Consider the following 16,726-nt stretch of genomic DNA (forward strand, 5'->3'; position numbering starts at 1 on the left):
AAAAATTGGGTTTAAAGCCTCGCCCGCTTATGGGCGACTTTTTAGTTGTTTTTTTGAATACATATGTTATTTTTTTTTATTAGTCGCGGGTGGGCAGTCCGAGACAAAAAACGGACGCGGAAGCAAGCGTAACCCATCGAGGAGCTACGGCTCGTAAATTTCTTCATGGAAATCTAGTTTAACTGGTTGAGTTTTAATTTCATAAATAAACTCAGTATAAAAACAACTATTACCATGTCAAATCCTAATCTATTTAATTCATTTCCATTCTAAGTTACTCGATATTTGAATCTAAAAAGCGTCCAATTAAAACCATTTTTTCACCTTGCGTCCTAATGGAACTTTAATTTATTTATCAGTAAGTTTGAGGGATTTTTGAGGATAATAAACAGTAAATAAACAAGGTTTTGGATAGTTAGCAGCCTTGGGTTTATTTACTAATTCATCTTTTCCAAACAGCTTAAGTAGTTGTTTAAAACTTCTCAAAGATTCAATAACACCGTTGCATATTTGTTGGGCACTAGAACTATACATCCTATTAAAATGTACCTTTCATTTCATCTGCCTACAAACTTCGCCTTGAGTGACAAATCTATTTTCTTTAAACCAGACTTGTCGGCCATAATCAACAGAACAATTGAATACCTTATTGGCCTCGCCACACAAGTATTCTAATATGGCTAATAGGTTTTGAGCGGGATGCAGTAAAGCTTGTTGACCAAAAAATTAGGTCTCAAGCCTCCCCTTTCAAGGGGATGAAAAAAAATAAACTTCAATATTTCAAGCCTCTGACTTTAGGCAGAGGTACTGATAACTGATAACTGATAACTGATAACTGAAATGACATCCGATGTTTTTTGTTTTTTTTGCTCATATTTTTATGCTCATTCAAGATGTTGATAAATGTCAACTGATCAATATTAAAAATCCTTCAAAAGAATATCCTCATAATAACCATTCTGTCGGTTTGGCTCATGTCCATTTAGTCTGGATACCTCAAGGACGCAAAAAGCTTTTAGCGGGTGAAGTTAAAATCAGGTGAGACAAAATTTTATGGGAAGTGACCACAGAAAAAGCTTGGTTAATCAAAGGATTAGAAATAGCTCCAGACCATGTTCATGTGTTGGTAGAGCATGGCTGTGATGTGGCAATCCAAATAGTAAAAGCTTTAAAAGGCAGGTCTTCTCGATTGTTGGGACAAGAGTTTCCTGAATTATGCAAGCTGTCTAGTTTATGGACTCACAGCTATTTTTATGATACTACTGGAAAAGTCAGCACCGCCGTTCTCATCAGGGCAGGGCTAATTCTTTGTGGTCAGAGAATATTAAGTTAGAAATACATTTAATTGTGCTACTGGAGTGGCACACCTAAAACTGTGCACTCTGATTTTTGTTTCTAGGTGTCTTTTTCTCCCTCTAACCCCATATTCCCCTCCAGGAAGGGACGCGCGGGTGGGTACCCACACTTGCCACACTCCCCGCACTCCCTATCAATTATTCTAAGCGTGACAATAAATTAACCCTGCCCTTATCAGCTATCCATTACCCACATCTTTCTTAACATAAAGCTTGACAAAATAGACGAGTTATGATTAAGTATTGGGTCTGCTTTTTCGGGAGAAAAAATGTATTTTCCAATACATCATTTTGAAAACTTCAGTAGTTTTACTTAGTTACTATAATTTTTTCTCCTTTCTCCCCTGCTCCCTGCTCCCATTCCCTTTCTGGGAGGAGTTAGGGGTCGGTATCACAAGGGTTTCAAGACTTATGGATAAGGGGATAGCCCTCATCAGGGGGGTTGAAACCGCCGTTCGTTTTTCCGCCCCGCGCCTAAATTGACGGTGTTACAAAATTCTCGAACTTCCTCCGTGTTAATTATTATTAATAAACTTTGGTGCAGATATTAGGGGTTTGCCTCTCTCATCTGTTATAGTCTTTTGATTTTCTTCTCTCAATTGTTGAGATTGGTCTGGAGGAATAGGTATAGTTTGATACTCTACAGCTTCTGGAGTTGGAGTCTGATATTCTGGAGTTGGAGTCCTATCTTCTACAGATGGAGTTGGAGTCAGCCAGGTTTGCCAAATTCTAATTTGACTCTGAGCTGAGTTATAAGCAACACTATTTACTGGAATTTTGCTAGCAATCTCAATAGCTAGTGGCACATTTCTATTTACTTCATCCATAGCGATCGATAAGATTTGTTGACCCCATTGATTAATCAACTGGGAAGCTTCAAATTGCCTAGAGCTGTAAGTTGGTACTTTTTGTGCTAAATTGATAGCTTGGGCATAACCATCTGCTGTACCTAATGCTGCTGCTTGGCGAGCATTCTCTAAACTTTCTTCTGCCTCTTTTTGAGATTGCCACTGTTGTATTTTGGAGCTAGCTTGGGGATATAGAACTCTTCCTTGTTTAATCTGTTGTGCTATGAGAATTGCCTGTTCTAAATTACCTGAGGATGCTAGGAGTTCTGCATTATCAAGGATTGGTTGATCTTGAGAACGTTGAACTCTTTGTGTCCACTTTTGGATTTTCTGTTGAGCTTCCTCATACAGAGTTCTGCCCCTACCAATTTGACTTGCTTCATCAATTGCTGCTTGTATAGAACTAAGATCGCCAAAACTTGCTAATTTTTCTGCTTTTTCCAAATAAGGTCGGTCTTCTTGTTGCTGTAGTTGTCTACTCCAAGCTTCTATCAAAGTAGTTGCTTCTTGTCCTCCAGGGTTATAAGGAGGAACAGTCTGCAATTTAGCGATCGCTGCTTTTAAATCGCTAATTCCTCCTGGTTGGGCTAGTTTTTTTCCTTCTTCTATAATCTTGACATCTGCAATTTCTTGTTGCCAAATACTAATTAACTGTTGAGCTTTGCTGTAAAGAGGTCGTTCAGTTTTGAGTTTTTGAGCCTGGGCAATAGCATCTTCTAGTCCCACTATTGTACCCAAATTAGCTGGAGAATGGGCACGGGCTAATATTTCTATATCTTTTACTTTTTCCTCTAGGACATCATTTTCAGGAACTTTATTGACTATCTTAATTGCTTCTTGCCAATTTCCTTCATTTAGTTCAACTAAGGCCATATCTGCTATTTGTTCGCCCAAATTTAGTATTAACTTTTGAGAGGTCTGATAGAGATAGCTATTTTTTCCAATTGCTTGAGCTTTTTTGACAGCATTCGTAAGATTATCTAGTCCACCTTGTTCGCCTATGTCTCGTGCTTGGTTTAATTTGCCACCTTCTTTGCGAGTTCTTTTGATGTCGTTAATTAGTTCCTGGTATTTTTTCGTTTCCCAATGTACATTTGGTACTGACAGTAAACGAGAAGCTTCCATGGAAGCTTGATTCCATTCTTCCTGACGCAGATGTTCTTGAGCTTTCTGATAAGTTGTTTCAGCTTTAGTCCAAGTTTTTTGCCAATTTTCAATCTGTTTTTTGACAACTGGGTAAGCTGACACCTTCTGAGGTACTTTTTGGGCAATTTTAATAGCTTCTTCTAATTTTCCATCTTGAAAAGCTAAATCTCCCAGGGACAATATTTTTTCAGACCATTGTTCAATGTAACCATCAATATTTGGACGCATTGGATGGTCATTTGATAAAACATCTACCAAATTAATTGCTTGAAGTAAACTATCTACTGTGGGAGAAGTAGCTAATATCTGAGCACAATAAAGACGTTTGCTTGCTGATGCGGTTGGCCAATAACTTGCTTCACAATCTGCCTGAGAAGGTAATTTGAATAAGGCTGATATGGCTGTTATACCTGCCCCAGCTGGAACTATTACCAATAGTGCTATCCAAAATAGCCATTTTATCGGCCAAGTATTATTTGCAGATTTTGGGATTTTTTGCTTAGTTTTTTCTATTCGAGAAACTGAATGTTTTTGCAGAGTGGAAGGTTTGGCCGGATGTTTGTATGTTTGTATCTGACTGCCATTGGATCTAAGTTGCTGCAGTCTTTCTTCGCGGTTTTTCCTACGTTCAGGTAGTTGCCATTGGGTTTGTTTTTTTTGCTTCATCTGGCGTAGTGTCCGTATACGGTCTATTGTTTTGTATTTTTCATTCATATACACTACTGATCCCGAACAGCAAGCAACAGATATATTTCATGTTTAATGACTTTCCGGTTGGTTTAGCCTATGGGTAAGCCTTTATCTAAAATGTTAAATTTAGGCTTTAATTATCTGCGGTTTATATTTATACACTATTTTGGGAAAAGATGCAACCTCAATATGAACAGAAAATGAATTATTTGAGAAAACAATAATTAATACCAGGAGGTTTTACAAGTTTTTCAGTTGAAAAAATGAAAACAAAAACTTAGTTTAATCGCTAATATGGAAAACCCATATTTAATAATATGAAACCTATTTAACATCTATAAATTTATAATTATTATTCGTAATTATCTACAGAAAAATTAGCCCTCACATTTGATTTTCATTACCGAACCTATGCCTCCCTTATTCTTGTGACCAAGGTATAAAATTAGTTATATACAGCTATGAATTCAGAAGACAATGATCAATTATTGATGTGTTCTGAATTCTTAGAATAAACTTATGAAGATGATTTGTGTAGTTGCCCAACAGGAATTTCTGTGAAGGGTTGTTGTAAGTCCTCAATTAGTTGTATCAGGTCTTGTTTACTAGCTTGATATACTTCTCCACAAAATTCGCAGACTGCTTGGGCGCCATTATCTTTTTCAATCATATCTTTCAGTTCATCAGCACCAAACATTTTTAATGCTCCTAACACTTTTTCAAAAGAGCAACCACAGTGAAAACGAACTATTTGACTTTCGGGAAATATATTTAAGTCCATGTCCCCCAAAAGTTGTTGCAAAATTTCTGGTAATGTTTGGCCAGCTCGAAGCAATGGAGTGAAACCTGATAGGGAAGCTATACGAGATTCTAAGGTTTGAACTAATTCTTCATCTATGGCGGCTTTGGGCATAACTTGTAACAAAAGTCCTCCTGCTGCTTGTATGCCTTCTGTATCTACAAATACTCCTAGGACTAAAGCGGATGGTGTTTGTTCTGATACGATTAAGTAATGAGCAATATCTTCTCCAATTTCTCCAGATACTAACTCTACTGTACTGGAGTATGGGTAGCCATAACCTACATCTTTTACTATATATAAGAAACCTTGATTGCCTACAGCTTTTCCTACGTCCAATTTGCCGATTTGATTTGGTGATAGCTCAATTGTAGGGTTATCTACATAGCCTCGTACTGTTCCATCTAGTCCTGCATCTACAAGCACTCCTCCTAAAGGACCATTGCCCTGGACGCGAATATTGACTCTTGATTCGGGGGTTTTCATACTAGAGGCTAATAATAGTCCAGCAGCCATTGTGCGGCCAAGAGCAGCGGAGGCCACCCAAGAAAGTTTATGTCGTTGTCTTGCTTCTTCAGTTAAGCGGGTGGTAATTACACCAACAGCACGAATGCCACCTTCTGCTGCTGTAGCTCTAATTAGTTGGTCTGCCATTGAATTCCTTACATTTCTTAATAAGAAAGATTTTCTTTATCATAACTCTGTTGGAATATTCCTGGTGAACTACTCCACCGTATAGACGGATGGAGCTTCTGAACTCAAAGGGGAATGCCTCAAGACAGACTTACGTCCACCTTTTGGTCTTACTTCCCCTCCTTCTCTACGGGACGCTACGCGAACAGCAGCAGTCCTTCCAAGACCGATATTTCCCTGATGCCTTCTGCCCTAATATTTTTGGACGCATTTTCGTCTCGGTCGTGGTGAGTACCACAACTCGGACAAGTCCACTCTCTCACATCTAATGGCATTTCTGATATTTGATAGAGACAATTAGAGCAAGTTTTAGAGCTAGGAAACCATCTATTAATCTCTACTAATAAACCACCTTTTTGTTGCAGTTTATAGTTAACAAAATTGATAAACATTCCCCAACCCACATCAGAGATACTTTTAGCTAAGTTGTGATTACGTTTGCGCAGCATTCCGTAGGAAACCATACCCTTGATGTTCAGATTTTCAACAATTACTACTTGATTATCATTGACTATTTTTCTTGATAATTTATGTAGAAAGTCTTGACGGGTATTACTTATACGTTCGTGAACTTTAGCTACTAGCGTTCGTGCTTTTTCTCTTGATTTACTTCCTTTTTTCTTACGGGCTAATTTAGCCTGTTTTCGAGCTAAGTTTTTTTGATGTTTTTTGAAGTGTTTAGGGTTAGCATACTTAGATGTTTTGTCGCCATCATGGGTAATACAAAAGTCTTTTAGTCCTAAGTCAATGCCAACAACTTTACCTGTAACAACTACTTCAGGGGTTTCAAGTTCTGTGTCAAATAATAATGAAGCATAATACTTTCGGGTGGGTGTTTTGGCAATTGTTACGGTTTTAAGTTTTCCATCAAATAGCCTATGAATTGAAGATTTTATCACTCCAATTTGAGGTACTTTCACACCTTTATCTACTACTTGGCAGTTTTGAGGATATTGACAGGTTTGCCTCCCTTGATAAGACTTAAATCTGGGATATTTCGCTCTACCTTCAAAAAAGTTTTTGAATGCTTTGGTGAGGTTGAGAGTGGTTGACTGCAAAACTTGAGAATAACACTCTTTTAGCCACTTAGTTTCTTCTGAGTTTTTCAGCTTAGGTAACACTTTGTTTAGTGCTACTCGACTCAACCCTTTACCTGTTTCTTTATAAGTTTCATTGCACAGATTCAAAGCATAATTCCACCACCATCTGGAACACCCCATTACTTGGTTTAGTTTCTGGGTTTGCTCAGGATTTGGATACATTCTGACTTTTACTGCTCTGTACAATGATTTCACACAAAACATAGTTTATGGTAAGAGTATAACACAATAAAATTGCGTATTGGATGCTACGCAGTTTATTTATTTGTCGGGCATTTATCCCTAATTATCGGGAAATAATGTTAGGCTAGATATTTGTGATTTTCTAGGTTTGTTCGGTCAAAAGATACCAAGTATAAATTCAAAAATTATATTACTATATTGTTATGTTAGGTACTTTCCAAAAAAGCCATTTGCGGATTGAAATTGAAACTACTGAATCTAGGATTAGAGAGAGTTTACTAGGTTCATCTCAGTTACAAACATGGTTGTGGCCTCAACGCTTTTCTCCCGGACTACCAGAACAATTGTCTGAAGGTTTAGAGTTTAAAAGTATTGTTGGTGTAATAGAAATTAAACATTATGTTGATGTAGTAGGGTCGAATTGTTTGAGGTTGCTACTTAGTCAAGGTATTGATGGATTTCACGAGTGGTATTGGGGAGATGGTTGGATACAATCTCGTTTAGAAGGAATATCTATGTTGCCTCTAAATTTAGGTCAGACTTTTAGTTTACTTCGTTTGCGAGAGTTTTTAGTTACATCAGAAAAAGCTGTTAAGTTTTAAGCTATTAATTCTTAAAATATGGTAATTATTTCTACTTACTTTACTAAGTTAGTATATCAAGTCTCATTAATTAGCCAAAGGTAAAAATGTTCTTCTCTTGAGAGAGAATATTTTTTCCATTTGTCATGGGGAGCAAACAAATTTCCTCTTGTTCCCTACTCCCTACTTCCTAAATTATTCCGAAGTAGTTATTGAAAGAGATATGATATTAGCTATTTTTCGCCGACTGCTATTAATACAAAAAAAATTAAAACCCACATTCTGCACTTCAATTTGTAAAATAAAAATTAGTATAAAATTATTGGATTGCTTAGGTATTTATATTATATAAATTATCTTCATTTACCTCAATCAAGAGTCAAATTCTCAGTTAAATATTAAGCATAAATACTTACTGAATCCTTGACTCCTATTGACCACTATAAATTTTTTCTGACTTTTGACTTTTGACTTATATTTTTATGCTACATTTTGTGGCGCGGAATGTGGGTTAAAAGCGATGGCTTAAAATCATCAAATTTATAATTTTATTTCTTTGGCAGCTATAACAATTAAATTATCTTTGTCCTGAAATATATAGCGCTGTGGATTAATTTCAAACTTACCTTGAGGCTGGGAAACTGCTATTAAAATAGCGTTATGATTCTGCTTAATATATATAAACAAGTCTAAAAAAGTTTTCCCTACCCATTCAGCAGTAATAGTTATCCGATAAAACTGATTTCCCCTTTCATAAGTTAGTAATTCTGAAAATACACCCATTAATCCTTTATTCAAAGCAGCTTGAGCTAATAGAAAACCACTTTGTTCCTGGCTAACTATATAATCATTGACATGACCCATATCTAAATGAGAGCCATATTCACGATTAAGTAATTCAGCACAGGTATAAACATTTGGATTTAATTTTTCTGCTGTTAAAGCTGCTAAAATTGTCCGAGCATCTGCATCTTGATCGCTACGACCATGAGTTTTATCGCACAAAATAATACAAGTTTCAGCTCGACGTATACCAGCTTTTTCTAAAGCAGTAACTTTGGTAAAATCGTCTTTGAGAAATTGTATCCGAGATTTTAAATCTGGGGCCATAAAATTAGGTTCATCATCAAATTCAGCTATGACAATAATTGGTATTCCTTCGCTTTTACCAGCAGCTTTAAATTCTCTAACTATAATCTCAGCTTTGCGATTCCAGCCACAAATAATTGTATGATTACTAAAGCTTTCCCAGTCCACAATATCATCCTCTCTACGGATTTTATCTACCATAAATGCTGATACTGTTCCAGTGAACATAGCAAAAATAGTAACATTCATAAAAATGACAAATACTCCAACTATTTTTCCTCCTAATGAGGATGGTTGAGCTGGAATTGGTTCGCCAGCAAATAATGAATAAACACTAAACCAAAATCCTTCTTCTAAGGAAGTGAAGTTGGGATTATTACTACTTTCAAATACTAGGATAGCAACAGTACCAAACATAATAGTTAGTAGCAGTAGTCCAATAACGATTAGATATTCTTTAATTCCTCTTTGTAAGATATAGGGAAAGGTGCTGCCATAACGGTTGAAAAAAACAGGTAATCTGAATATTCTTAGTAGGCGTAATAGTCGTAAAGCTCTAATGGTTCTGAATACTCTTAGTAATGGTAATATAGCTAGTATATCTAACCAATATTCTTGAAAATAAGCTTTTTTATTAGGGGCAACTAGGAACCGGAAACTTAATTCAATAACAAATAATATAGTAAATATTTGACTAAGGATATTACATATTAATAGATAGGGTGATTTTTCAGGTATAGATAATTCTACTATGGTTAATATAACTGACAAAATTATGATGATACCAATAGTAATATTGACTATTGGTAGTTGCAAAAAACGTTGTAGATAAGGCTGGTAATTGTGTTTTTTTAATAGGGATAAAAGACTAGAATTTGAATTAGTCATAAATCAAACATAAAAACACACTTACTAATACATTATTCGACTATATAAAATAGCAGCTGCCAGAGCGGTTAGGACAGAGAAAAGTCAAATTTATTAGACTATTTCTATAGAGGCGATATAGCTGGCGTACTTGCTCTGTTAAGGCTATTTTTTCCTTGATTTCCTAAGCACCTTGGCGACTGCTATATATCAATATCTATAAATATTAAGCAACCATCAAAATTTTTATAAGAGCAACAGCTTGTTGATTAAAGAAACCATTATTTGATAATTTTTGCAGAAAATTATTGGAGTAAAAAATTAGAAAGTTTTTTTGTTATATTTAGTCTCCTAGTTTTTTCTTAAAATTTGGATAGGTACTATGGTCGTTGATATTTACTATGCGACTTTCATCATCTGTTGCTGTTATATTTTCATAGATTCCTTGGTCTCTTTTTACTAATTTACTAAATCCTTGACTTTTTAAATCGCTGACGCCCGTTTCTACTATTACTCTAGGAGCACTAATCATACGTTTAACAGGAGTGTCTTCTGGAGTGTCACCTATATCACATTTAGCTAATTTACATAACTGGCCCCAAGTTGTAATATTTTCATTTATACTGTGCCAAACTTCCAGTTTTTGCTGATTAGTTGGACAAAAATAATCGTATACAGGCATAGTAATACTTCTAGAAGTAAAAGGCTTAGTTTTTAATTATAAATGATGTTAAAGTGTTTCTAGGTATAAACATAAAATTAATTTTTTGAGGGATTATGAAGGTAAACATTTCCTGCGGACTGCTGCGCAAACAGCTATTAACTGTCAGTTCTCAACAAAAGGAGCGAATTTAAATGAATATAGACTTTAAAGCTGACTTTGGTAGTAAGATTTAATTCTGCTTTAATTAGTAAAGCTTTTATCTAAAACTAAAAGCAATAGCTGAATGCTGAGTGCTGACTGCTGTTTGCGCAGCATTCCGGAGGAAATCCTTACTTATGAATAATAGTGACGGTGAATCAAGAGAGTTTTTGCTAGGAAAAAATTATAGCCTAATATTTACAACTCATCTTTCAATAATTAATAATTAATAATTAACAATTACCTCTCCTTCAAAATAAGAGGATTGACGCTTAACGAATTTTTTTTCTTGTTTCTTCTTTAAAGGAAAGGCTTTAAACCTTAGTTATTGGGTAAAAATTATCTATATATTATATCAATTTTCAAAATAATCCTACAAAAAAAGACTGAAAATTCTGGAGAAAAAGAACTTATCTAATCCTATAAGCAACCTATTTAGATCGCTTTTTCTTCTTTTATCTTTTCTCTCATGGGTTTAATACCCTACTTTACAGCGGGTGCTTAAAATTGGTTGGGGTTATAAGATACAAAGTGGCGTTTAGAAGACATCCCGGTCTAATTTTCCCTTCTGCCTTCTGCTTTCTTCAAGATTTGTTTATTACTTATTCCTAATTTTCTCTTACTTCTTTATTAGTGATAGGTCTGGAGTTCTATACTTTTTGTCTGAGACTCATCTGGTAAATTACTTAAGCTTAATTATGATTTTCAAGAGTCTTTATAAAGTGCTACTAAACTAATTATTTTTTTTGTTGCAATCCAGCTTTTTTAGTTTAAATCTATATTTGATGCTAATATAAAATCTAAATATACACTAATCAAATAATATTAAGGAGAATTGATTAATGAGTGATTTTAAAGTAACACCACAAAAGGAACTAACTACTAGTCAAATGCTAGAGAGATACAATTTAGACGATGAAATAACTCTAAAACGTTGGGCGCAATTACATGGTATTGACAATAACCGTGGTTACTACAATCCAGATGAAGTGGATCTAATAGATCATGTACATCATCATATTTATAATCTTGGCATGAGTATTATCGATTATCAAAGTTTTATAGATCGTCGTCAAATTCCAACACAACAATTTACTCAGGAAAATGGTGAAAATATGATGGAAAATAATATTTATACAAATGTAAGTAATTCGGCAAAAAAACATCAAGGAACAGAAAATTTTGTTTGTAATGATTATGATGCAATAAATAAGACTTCAGAGGAAATTAATAATGAAGAGTATGCAACCATAGAGTTGTTAAAAAAGCAGTATTCTGAAGCAATTGATTTAATGGGAGAAAAAATAGCTGACCATTTTATAGATGAATTAGATGTATCTGTAATGCGACATCTTATTAAGAAGGTAAAAGAGCGTCAAAGACTTAATGGTAAAGTTTCATCAAATCGTTTTCTGAAAACAATTAAAGCTGTTTTACAGCCTCAAAATGGTAATTTTCTTGTTCCTAAAGATAATGAGGATGAATCTAGTATTGAACTAGAACAAAATCATCGACTTGGTTAGTTAATTTGTTTAGCACTAGTGCAGAATGGCGGAAATAACTGACCAGTTACAAAATCCTAAAAGCCTTACCAATCAATACTTCTGACTTCTGAATTTTGACTTCTTACTTCCGTGTAGCGGCACTAGTTTACTGTTATTGGGATGGGTTTTACATCAGGTTTTTTTTGAGGTTAGATTGAATCTTTTGTTAAACCTAATACTCCTCATAAATGCTAGGAATAGAGCATTATTCTAATAAATATAGTAATCTTATTGAAGATAGCAATCTTCTTCAATTTGTGAAATATTTTAGATTTTGAGGGAACTGGAAATAATCAAATTATTATGAATGATTTAGGATTCCTACAAATAGTAATTGATTAGATAAAAGCTGAGACTCTGGCTTAATGCTTCCTTGGTTAGGACTCCCCAACTTTAGTAAAATATGAAGGCTAAAATAGAAAAACTATAACTAGCTAGATACTTATAATTTTTTTTGTATTGCTATGAATTATAAACTATAAAAAAAATGATTAAATCTTGGATGATAATTGGTACGGTTACTTTCTTAATAGCATTCAGTAGTAGCATTTTTACGCCGTCTAGAGGTATCCAATGGTTTAGACATCTACAACGACCTTATTGGTTAACTTTTGAAAGAGCAATTCCCATCATTTGGACGATAATTTTTATTTGTGGTGCTTGGTCTGCATATATTATCTGGGAACAGGAGTCAGGAACTCAAAAAACTTGGTTATTAATGGCATTATATTTATTGTTAGAAATTGTGACAATAGCCTATACACCTGTGATGTTTTGGATGCAAAATTTGAAGGTGGGAACAATTATTGGAGGAACAGGTTTTGTATTAAGTCTGATACTAATTTTGACTGTCTGGCAAATTAATAGTTGGGCTGGAATATTATTATTACCTTATACATTTTGGAGTCCAATTGGTACTTATACTACTTGGGAAATGAATCGTATTAATTCTGAAAATCAGTTAGAGTAATTAATTTTTAGCTAAAGGGATGGCGAAGTCTCCTCGCCATATCCAATCGACTAAGAGAAAAGGGACTATTCTTGATGTCAAGCGTCCTTATTACAGAGGTAATGATAACTGAAATGACCTTCCCGGGGCAGCATTAAAGTTACTCATTTTGTTTGTAGCGATCGCCAGAGAATGAAAGAATAGAATCAACGCTAAATTATCCTAAGATTTTTTTGACTTCAAATAATAAATAATACCATTTTCAAAAAATACTGTAACAGTGCTTTATTCTGTTGTTAGGAGTTTTGAGATTAATACTGTAGCGACCTTTTTTGAATTTGGTATAAGTAGTTGATATAGACAACAATAATATCTCCTTGAACACGAGAATCACAAAATGTTTGATGGTTTGCTCTGACTAAATGATGAGAAAAACAGTCGAGGGATAGCGAGTTATCCTATCCCTCCGGTCTTGAATGGAACTTTATATCCAATCGACCAAGAGAAAATAAAAAAAATATTTTGACTTAATTCTTTTTTTTAAGTAGAGGTAATTGTTAAATATTTTATCCTGATTATTATCGTCATAAATATTTTCCTTTTGAAGAAAATTGTAGGTATAGCGTTTTTAAATGAGATGTCAAACAAGAGCTGGTTATTTACTAACAGTAAAAAGTCTAGCAAACCTTCTTAGCTATTGCCTCTTGCCTTTTACCTAAAAGTTGCCAGATTTTTTACGCAACTCAAATTAAATTACTATAGTAGATGCTAGGTTTTAGATTCAGTATTATTGGAAATTTAACTAGCTCTGGGCTAACAGTTTTCAGGCATAAATTTGGGTTTAAAGACCATTTAAAAGGGAATTTATCTCGGTTTCAGTATAAATTCAAGCTAAATTTTGACTGCTGAATTGCTGGACTCTTTTTAACCCCAATCAATTGTAGATAATTAGCGTGATACTAAAGTTTTAAACAAGAGTTCCTCCACAATTAAAAAATTTAATAAAAATAGAAGCTACAAAAAAATTGAGGAATCAGGTTTATACTCAGAAGGAAAAATTTGGGTAAATTGTATAGTAATTCTATTTCAGTTGTGAATTTTTTTTGAATTTAGGTGACAGGGGTAAAAGTTTCATAATTTTTATATATCCTGAGATTTTATACAAACCATTTTGGATTGCTATATTTTGATGAAAAAGAAATTAATTAATAGCAGTAAAATAGCATTTATTTTGGCAATTTATATTCTAAATATGAAATAGATGTATAACAGCTGAAGTAAAAGTTAGGACATATAAAAAGCTGAAAATTAAGATAACGCAAAATTTTCCTTCTATCCTAAATAACTAATCGCCTAGATAACTAAATCCCTTCTTCTTTTTTCCTTCTTCCTTCTGCTATATAGGGGTTCTCAAGTTACTGAAGTACAGTAATTTTTTTTATTTTATACTCCCTAAAAAAAATGAGTTTTATACCTCATCAGGATGGGAATTTCTATATTAACCTTTATTAATACTTCTACAAGATTATCGATTAATTTTATCTACAACAATTGAAAACAGAATCAACAGATAGTTTATTTTGTCGGCTCGAGCGTAACAATTATCAGAAATTATCATAATTGCTATAGTGCTATCTTTGATATAAAATTATCAATGATAATTGATTTAGAGATTTATTTTTATGGAAATAATTGATTACATAATTGTGATAATTTACTTAGTATTTATTATGATTTTTGGTTTTTTTCTGCAAAGAAAAGCTTCCACAGGAATAGAGTCTTACTTTCTCGGAAATCGGAATTTACCTTGGTGGGTTTTGGGTGCTTCTGGTATGGCTTCTAATACTGACCTTGCAGGTACTATGATATTAACTGCTTTAGTTTATGCTTTGGGAACTAAGGGATTTTTTATTGAAATTAGGGGTGGAATAGTATTATATTTAGGGTGTTTAATGACATTTATTGGAAAATGGAATCGTCGTGCTCAAGTAATGACTGTTGCTGAATGGATGCAGTTACGTTTTGGTATGGGTCGAGAAGGAAATATTGCCAGAATTATTAGTGCAATTGCTAATATTATTTTTGCTATTGCTTCTATTAGTTATTTTGCTGTTGGAGGTGGCAAGTTTTTAGGAGATTTTTTGGGAATTGATGATGGAATTGCTGGGATTTTACTGATTTTATTAGCTTTAGTTTATACTGCTGTTAGTGGTTTTTATGGAGTAGTTTTGACAGATATTTTTCAAGGAATCTTGATTTTTGTGGCAATTTTATATATCTGTTTTATAGCTTTTCAAACTGTAAATCTACCAGAGACTTTTTCAATTTCCATTCCTGGTACGGAACAATTACAACAATGGAATTTGGCAGAATGGAGTAGTCTTACTCCACCAATAACTATTGATTTGCCAGGGGATTATAGTATTTTTAATTTGTTTGGTGGAGTGATGTTGTTTTATACTTTTAAAGTATTTCTCGAAGGTGCTGCTGGTGGGGGTGGTTATGTAGCTCAACGTTACTTTGCTGCAAAGAGCGATCGTGAGGCTGGGTTACTTTCTTTATTCTGGATTTTTTTATTATCATTTAGATGGCCTCTGGTTACTGCTTTTGCAGTATTAGGAATAGATTATGGTCTGAAAAATCAGGTAATTTCTGACCCTGAATTAGTTTTACCTACTGTAATTGCTGAATATATTCCTGTAGGAATTAAGGGTTTATTAGTTGCTTGTTTTATTGCAGCAGCAATGTCAACTTTTGATTCTATTATTAATTCTAGTGCTGCATATTGGGTCAAAGATATTTATCAAGCTTACCTTAAACCTGAAGCTTCTAATCAAAAATTACTTACCCAAGGTCGTTTAGCGTCTATTGTCATTGTTGGTTTAGGGTTAATTTTTAGTTTTAATATTACGAATATTAATGATATCTGGGGATGGTTAACTTTAGGATTAGGAACTGGGCTGTTTATTCCTTTAGTATTGAGATGGTATTGGTGGAGATTTAATGGTTATGGGTTTGCCATTGGTACTGGAGCGGGTTTGGTTGCTGCTATTTTGACAAAAGGGGTAATTTTACCTGTGGTGAATAATTCTCAAATTCAGGAATATGTTTTATTTTTGGTGCCGAGTATTTGTTCTTTTTTAGGATGTATTTTGGGTACATTTTTGACTCCAGCAACTAACTTAGAAACGATTAATAATTTTTATCGGGTGACCAGACCTTTTGGCTTTTGGGGAGTAGTGAGGAAACAATTACCAACTAATATTCAGGCAAAAATTCAGGCAGAAAATCGACGAGATATTATGGGAGCTTTGATTGCTACTCCTTGGCAGTTGGTTTTATTTTTGATGGGAATTATGTTGATGATGAAGCAATGGGATAATTTTGGTATTTTATTACTAATATTTATTTTATTATCGATTGGATTGTATTTTACTTGGTTTAGGTATTTGGATAAAATATAGACTCAAGCTAATATGCTTTTATTTTGGGAATAATCTAAGATAATGGATGAAAGGAAGACCAGTTCTGGAAATAAATAGGGAATATACAGATGTTTTGGCATTATATAGTTATTTCGGTTTAGATTAAGACAAGGGTTTATTGGTTTGAAAGACTGTCAGCCGAAACAGTGTTTAATTCTTATTTGAAATGACTATATATTCACAATTTAAATTTGCTATAACTGAACATTATTTTCTAAATTTTATATATCGCTCCTATCCTTTCTTTAGAGTGAGGTTTTAGGGATAAAGTTGAGGGCAAAATAATTATTTCATATCTATTTCCTAGTTGAAGGCATTTGAGATTTTTAATACTAAAATCAGGGAAACTTTATCTACCTAAATTCGCCTCAAGTTTTGAGATTTATTTCTAAAATAGTAAGACCAATTTTATGTGAAACTGCACAAAAAAACCAACTTCTATAAGTTATCAACCTCGATCTATAGTCAATTATTTATTCTTGAAACCTTAATTCTATGCAACCCAATCTTAAATTACTATTAAGTTATTTGAGAA

At 33.8% G+C, this 16,726-nt stretch carries 11 protein-coding genes; 5 read left to right on the forward strand and 6 right to left on the reverse strand.

The annotated features are described in order from the left end of the window. Window positions 1–348 precede the first annotated feature (348 nt). Window positions 349–534 (reverse strand): hypothetical protein, encoded by a 186-nt coding sequence (locus F6K23_RS29290; RefSeq protein ID WP_293162313.1) that lies wholly within the window; start codon window positions 532–534, stop codon window positions 349–351. A 514-nt stretch (window positions 535–1,048) separates the two neighbouring features. Between F6K23_RS29290 and tnpA the strand changes: the two genes are divergently transcribed. Beyond that, window positions 1,049–1,333, forward strand: a complete 285-nt coding sequence (gene tnpA, locus F6K23_RS42980; RefSeq protein ID WP_375340797.1) for an IS200/IS605 family transposase — start codon at window positions 1,049–1,051, stop codon at window positions 1,331–1,333. A gap of 537 nt (window positions 1,334–1,870) precedes the next feature. Here tnpA and F6K23_RS29300 read toward each other — a convergent pair. From F6K23_RS29300 to F6K23_RS29310, 3 genes are all read right to left on the reverse strand, one after another. Next, on the reverse strand, window positions 1,871–4,063 hold the full coding sequence (locus F6K23_RS29300) for a hypothetical protein (RefSeq protein ID WP_293162316.1): 2,193 nt from the start codon (window positions 4,061–4,063) through the stop codon (window positions 1,871–1,873). A 493-nt stretch (window positions 4,064–4,556) separates the two neighbouring features. Further along, entirely contained in the window at window positions 4,557–5,492 is a 936-nt protein-coding gene (gene hslO, locus F6K23_RS29305; protein WP_293162319.1) for an Hsp33 family molecular chaperone HslO, read from the reverse strand. Between the two features lie 176 nt (window positions 5,493–5,668). Beyond that, complete coding sequence (locus tag F6K23_RS29310) at window positions 5,669–6,793, reverse strand: RNA-guided endonuclease InsQ/TnpB family protein (RefSeq protein ID WP_367267853.1); 1,125 nt, start codon at window positions 6,791–6,793, stop codon at window positions 5,669–5,671. A 224-nt stretch (window positions 6,794–7,017) separates the two neighbouring features. On the opposite strand from F6K23_RS29310, the gene F6K23_RS29315 reads away from it, so the two are divergent. Then, complete coding sequence (locus F6K23_RS29315) at window positions 7,018–7,416, forward strand: hypothetical protein (protein ID WP_293162322.1); 399 nt, start codon at window positions 7,018–7,020, stop codon at window positions 7,414–7,416. A gap of 519 nt (window positions 7,417–7,935) precedes the next feature. Here F6K23_RS29315 and F6K23_RS29320 read toward each other — a convergent pair. Both F6K23_RS29320 and F6K23_RS29325 read right to left on the reverse strand, forming a co-directional pair. Further along, a complete protein-coding gene (locus F6K23_RS29320; RefSeq protein ID WP_293162325.1) occupies window positions 7,936–9,372 on the reverse strand; it encodes an ion transporter in 1,437 nt (478 codons plus the stop codon). A gap of 322 nt (window positions 9,373–9,694) precedes the next feature. After that, window positions 9,695–10,033 (reverse strand): zinc ribbon domain-containing protein, encoded by a 339-nt coding sequence (locus tag F6K23_RS29325; RefSeq protein WP_293162328.1) that lies wholly within the window; start codon window positions 10,031–10,033, stop codon window positions 9,695–9,697. Window positions 10,034–11,055: 1,022 nt separating this feature from the next. On the opposite strand from F6K23_RS29325, the gene F6K23_RS29330 reads away from it, so the two are divergent. From F6K23_RS29330 to F6K23_RS29340, 3 genes are all read left to right on the forward strand, one after another. Continuing rightward, the gene (locus F6K23_RS29330) at window positions 11,056–11,736 is read left to right on the forward strand and encodes a hypothetical protein (RefSeq protein WP_293162331.1); all 681 of its coding nucleotides are present in this window, start codon (window positions 11,056–11,058) and stop codon (window positions 11,734–11,736) included. A gap of 508 nt (window positions 11,737–12,244) precedes the next feature. Further along, entirely contained in the window at window positions 12,245–12,727 is a 483-nt protein-coding gene (locus F6K23_RS29335; RefSeq protein ID WP_293162334.1) for a TspO/MBR family protein, read from the forward strand. Window positions 12,728–14,388: 1,661 nt separating this feature from the next. Next, on the forward strand, window positions 14,389–16,170 hold the full coding sequence (locus tag F6K23_RS29340) for a sodium:solute symporter (RefSeq protein WP_293162337.1): 1,782 nt from the start codon (window positions 14,389–14,391) through the stop codon (window positions 16,168–16,170). Window positions 16,171–16,726: the final 556 nt, after the last annotated feature.

Origin of the sequence: Okeania sp. SIO2C9, from assembly GCF_010672455.1 — a bacterium.
GTDB lineage: Bacteria > Cyanobacteriota > Cyanobacteriia > Cyanobacteriales > Microcoleaceae > Okeania.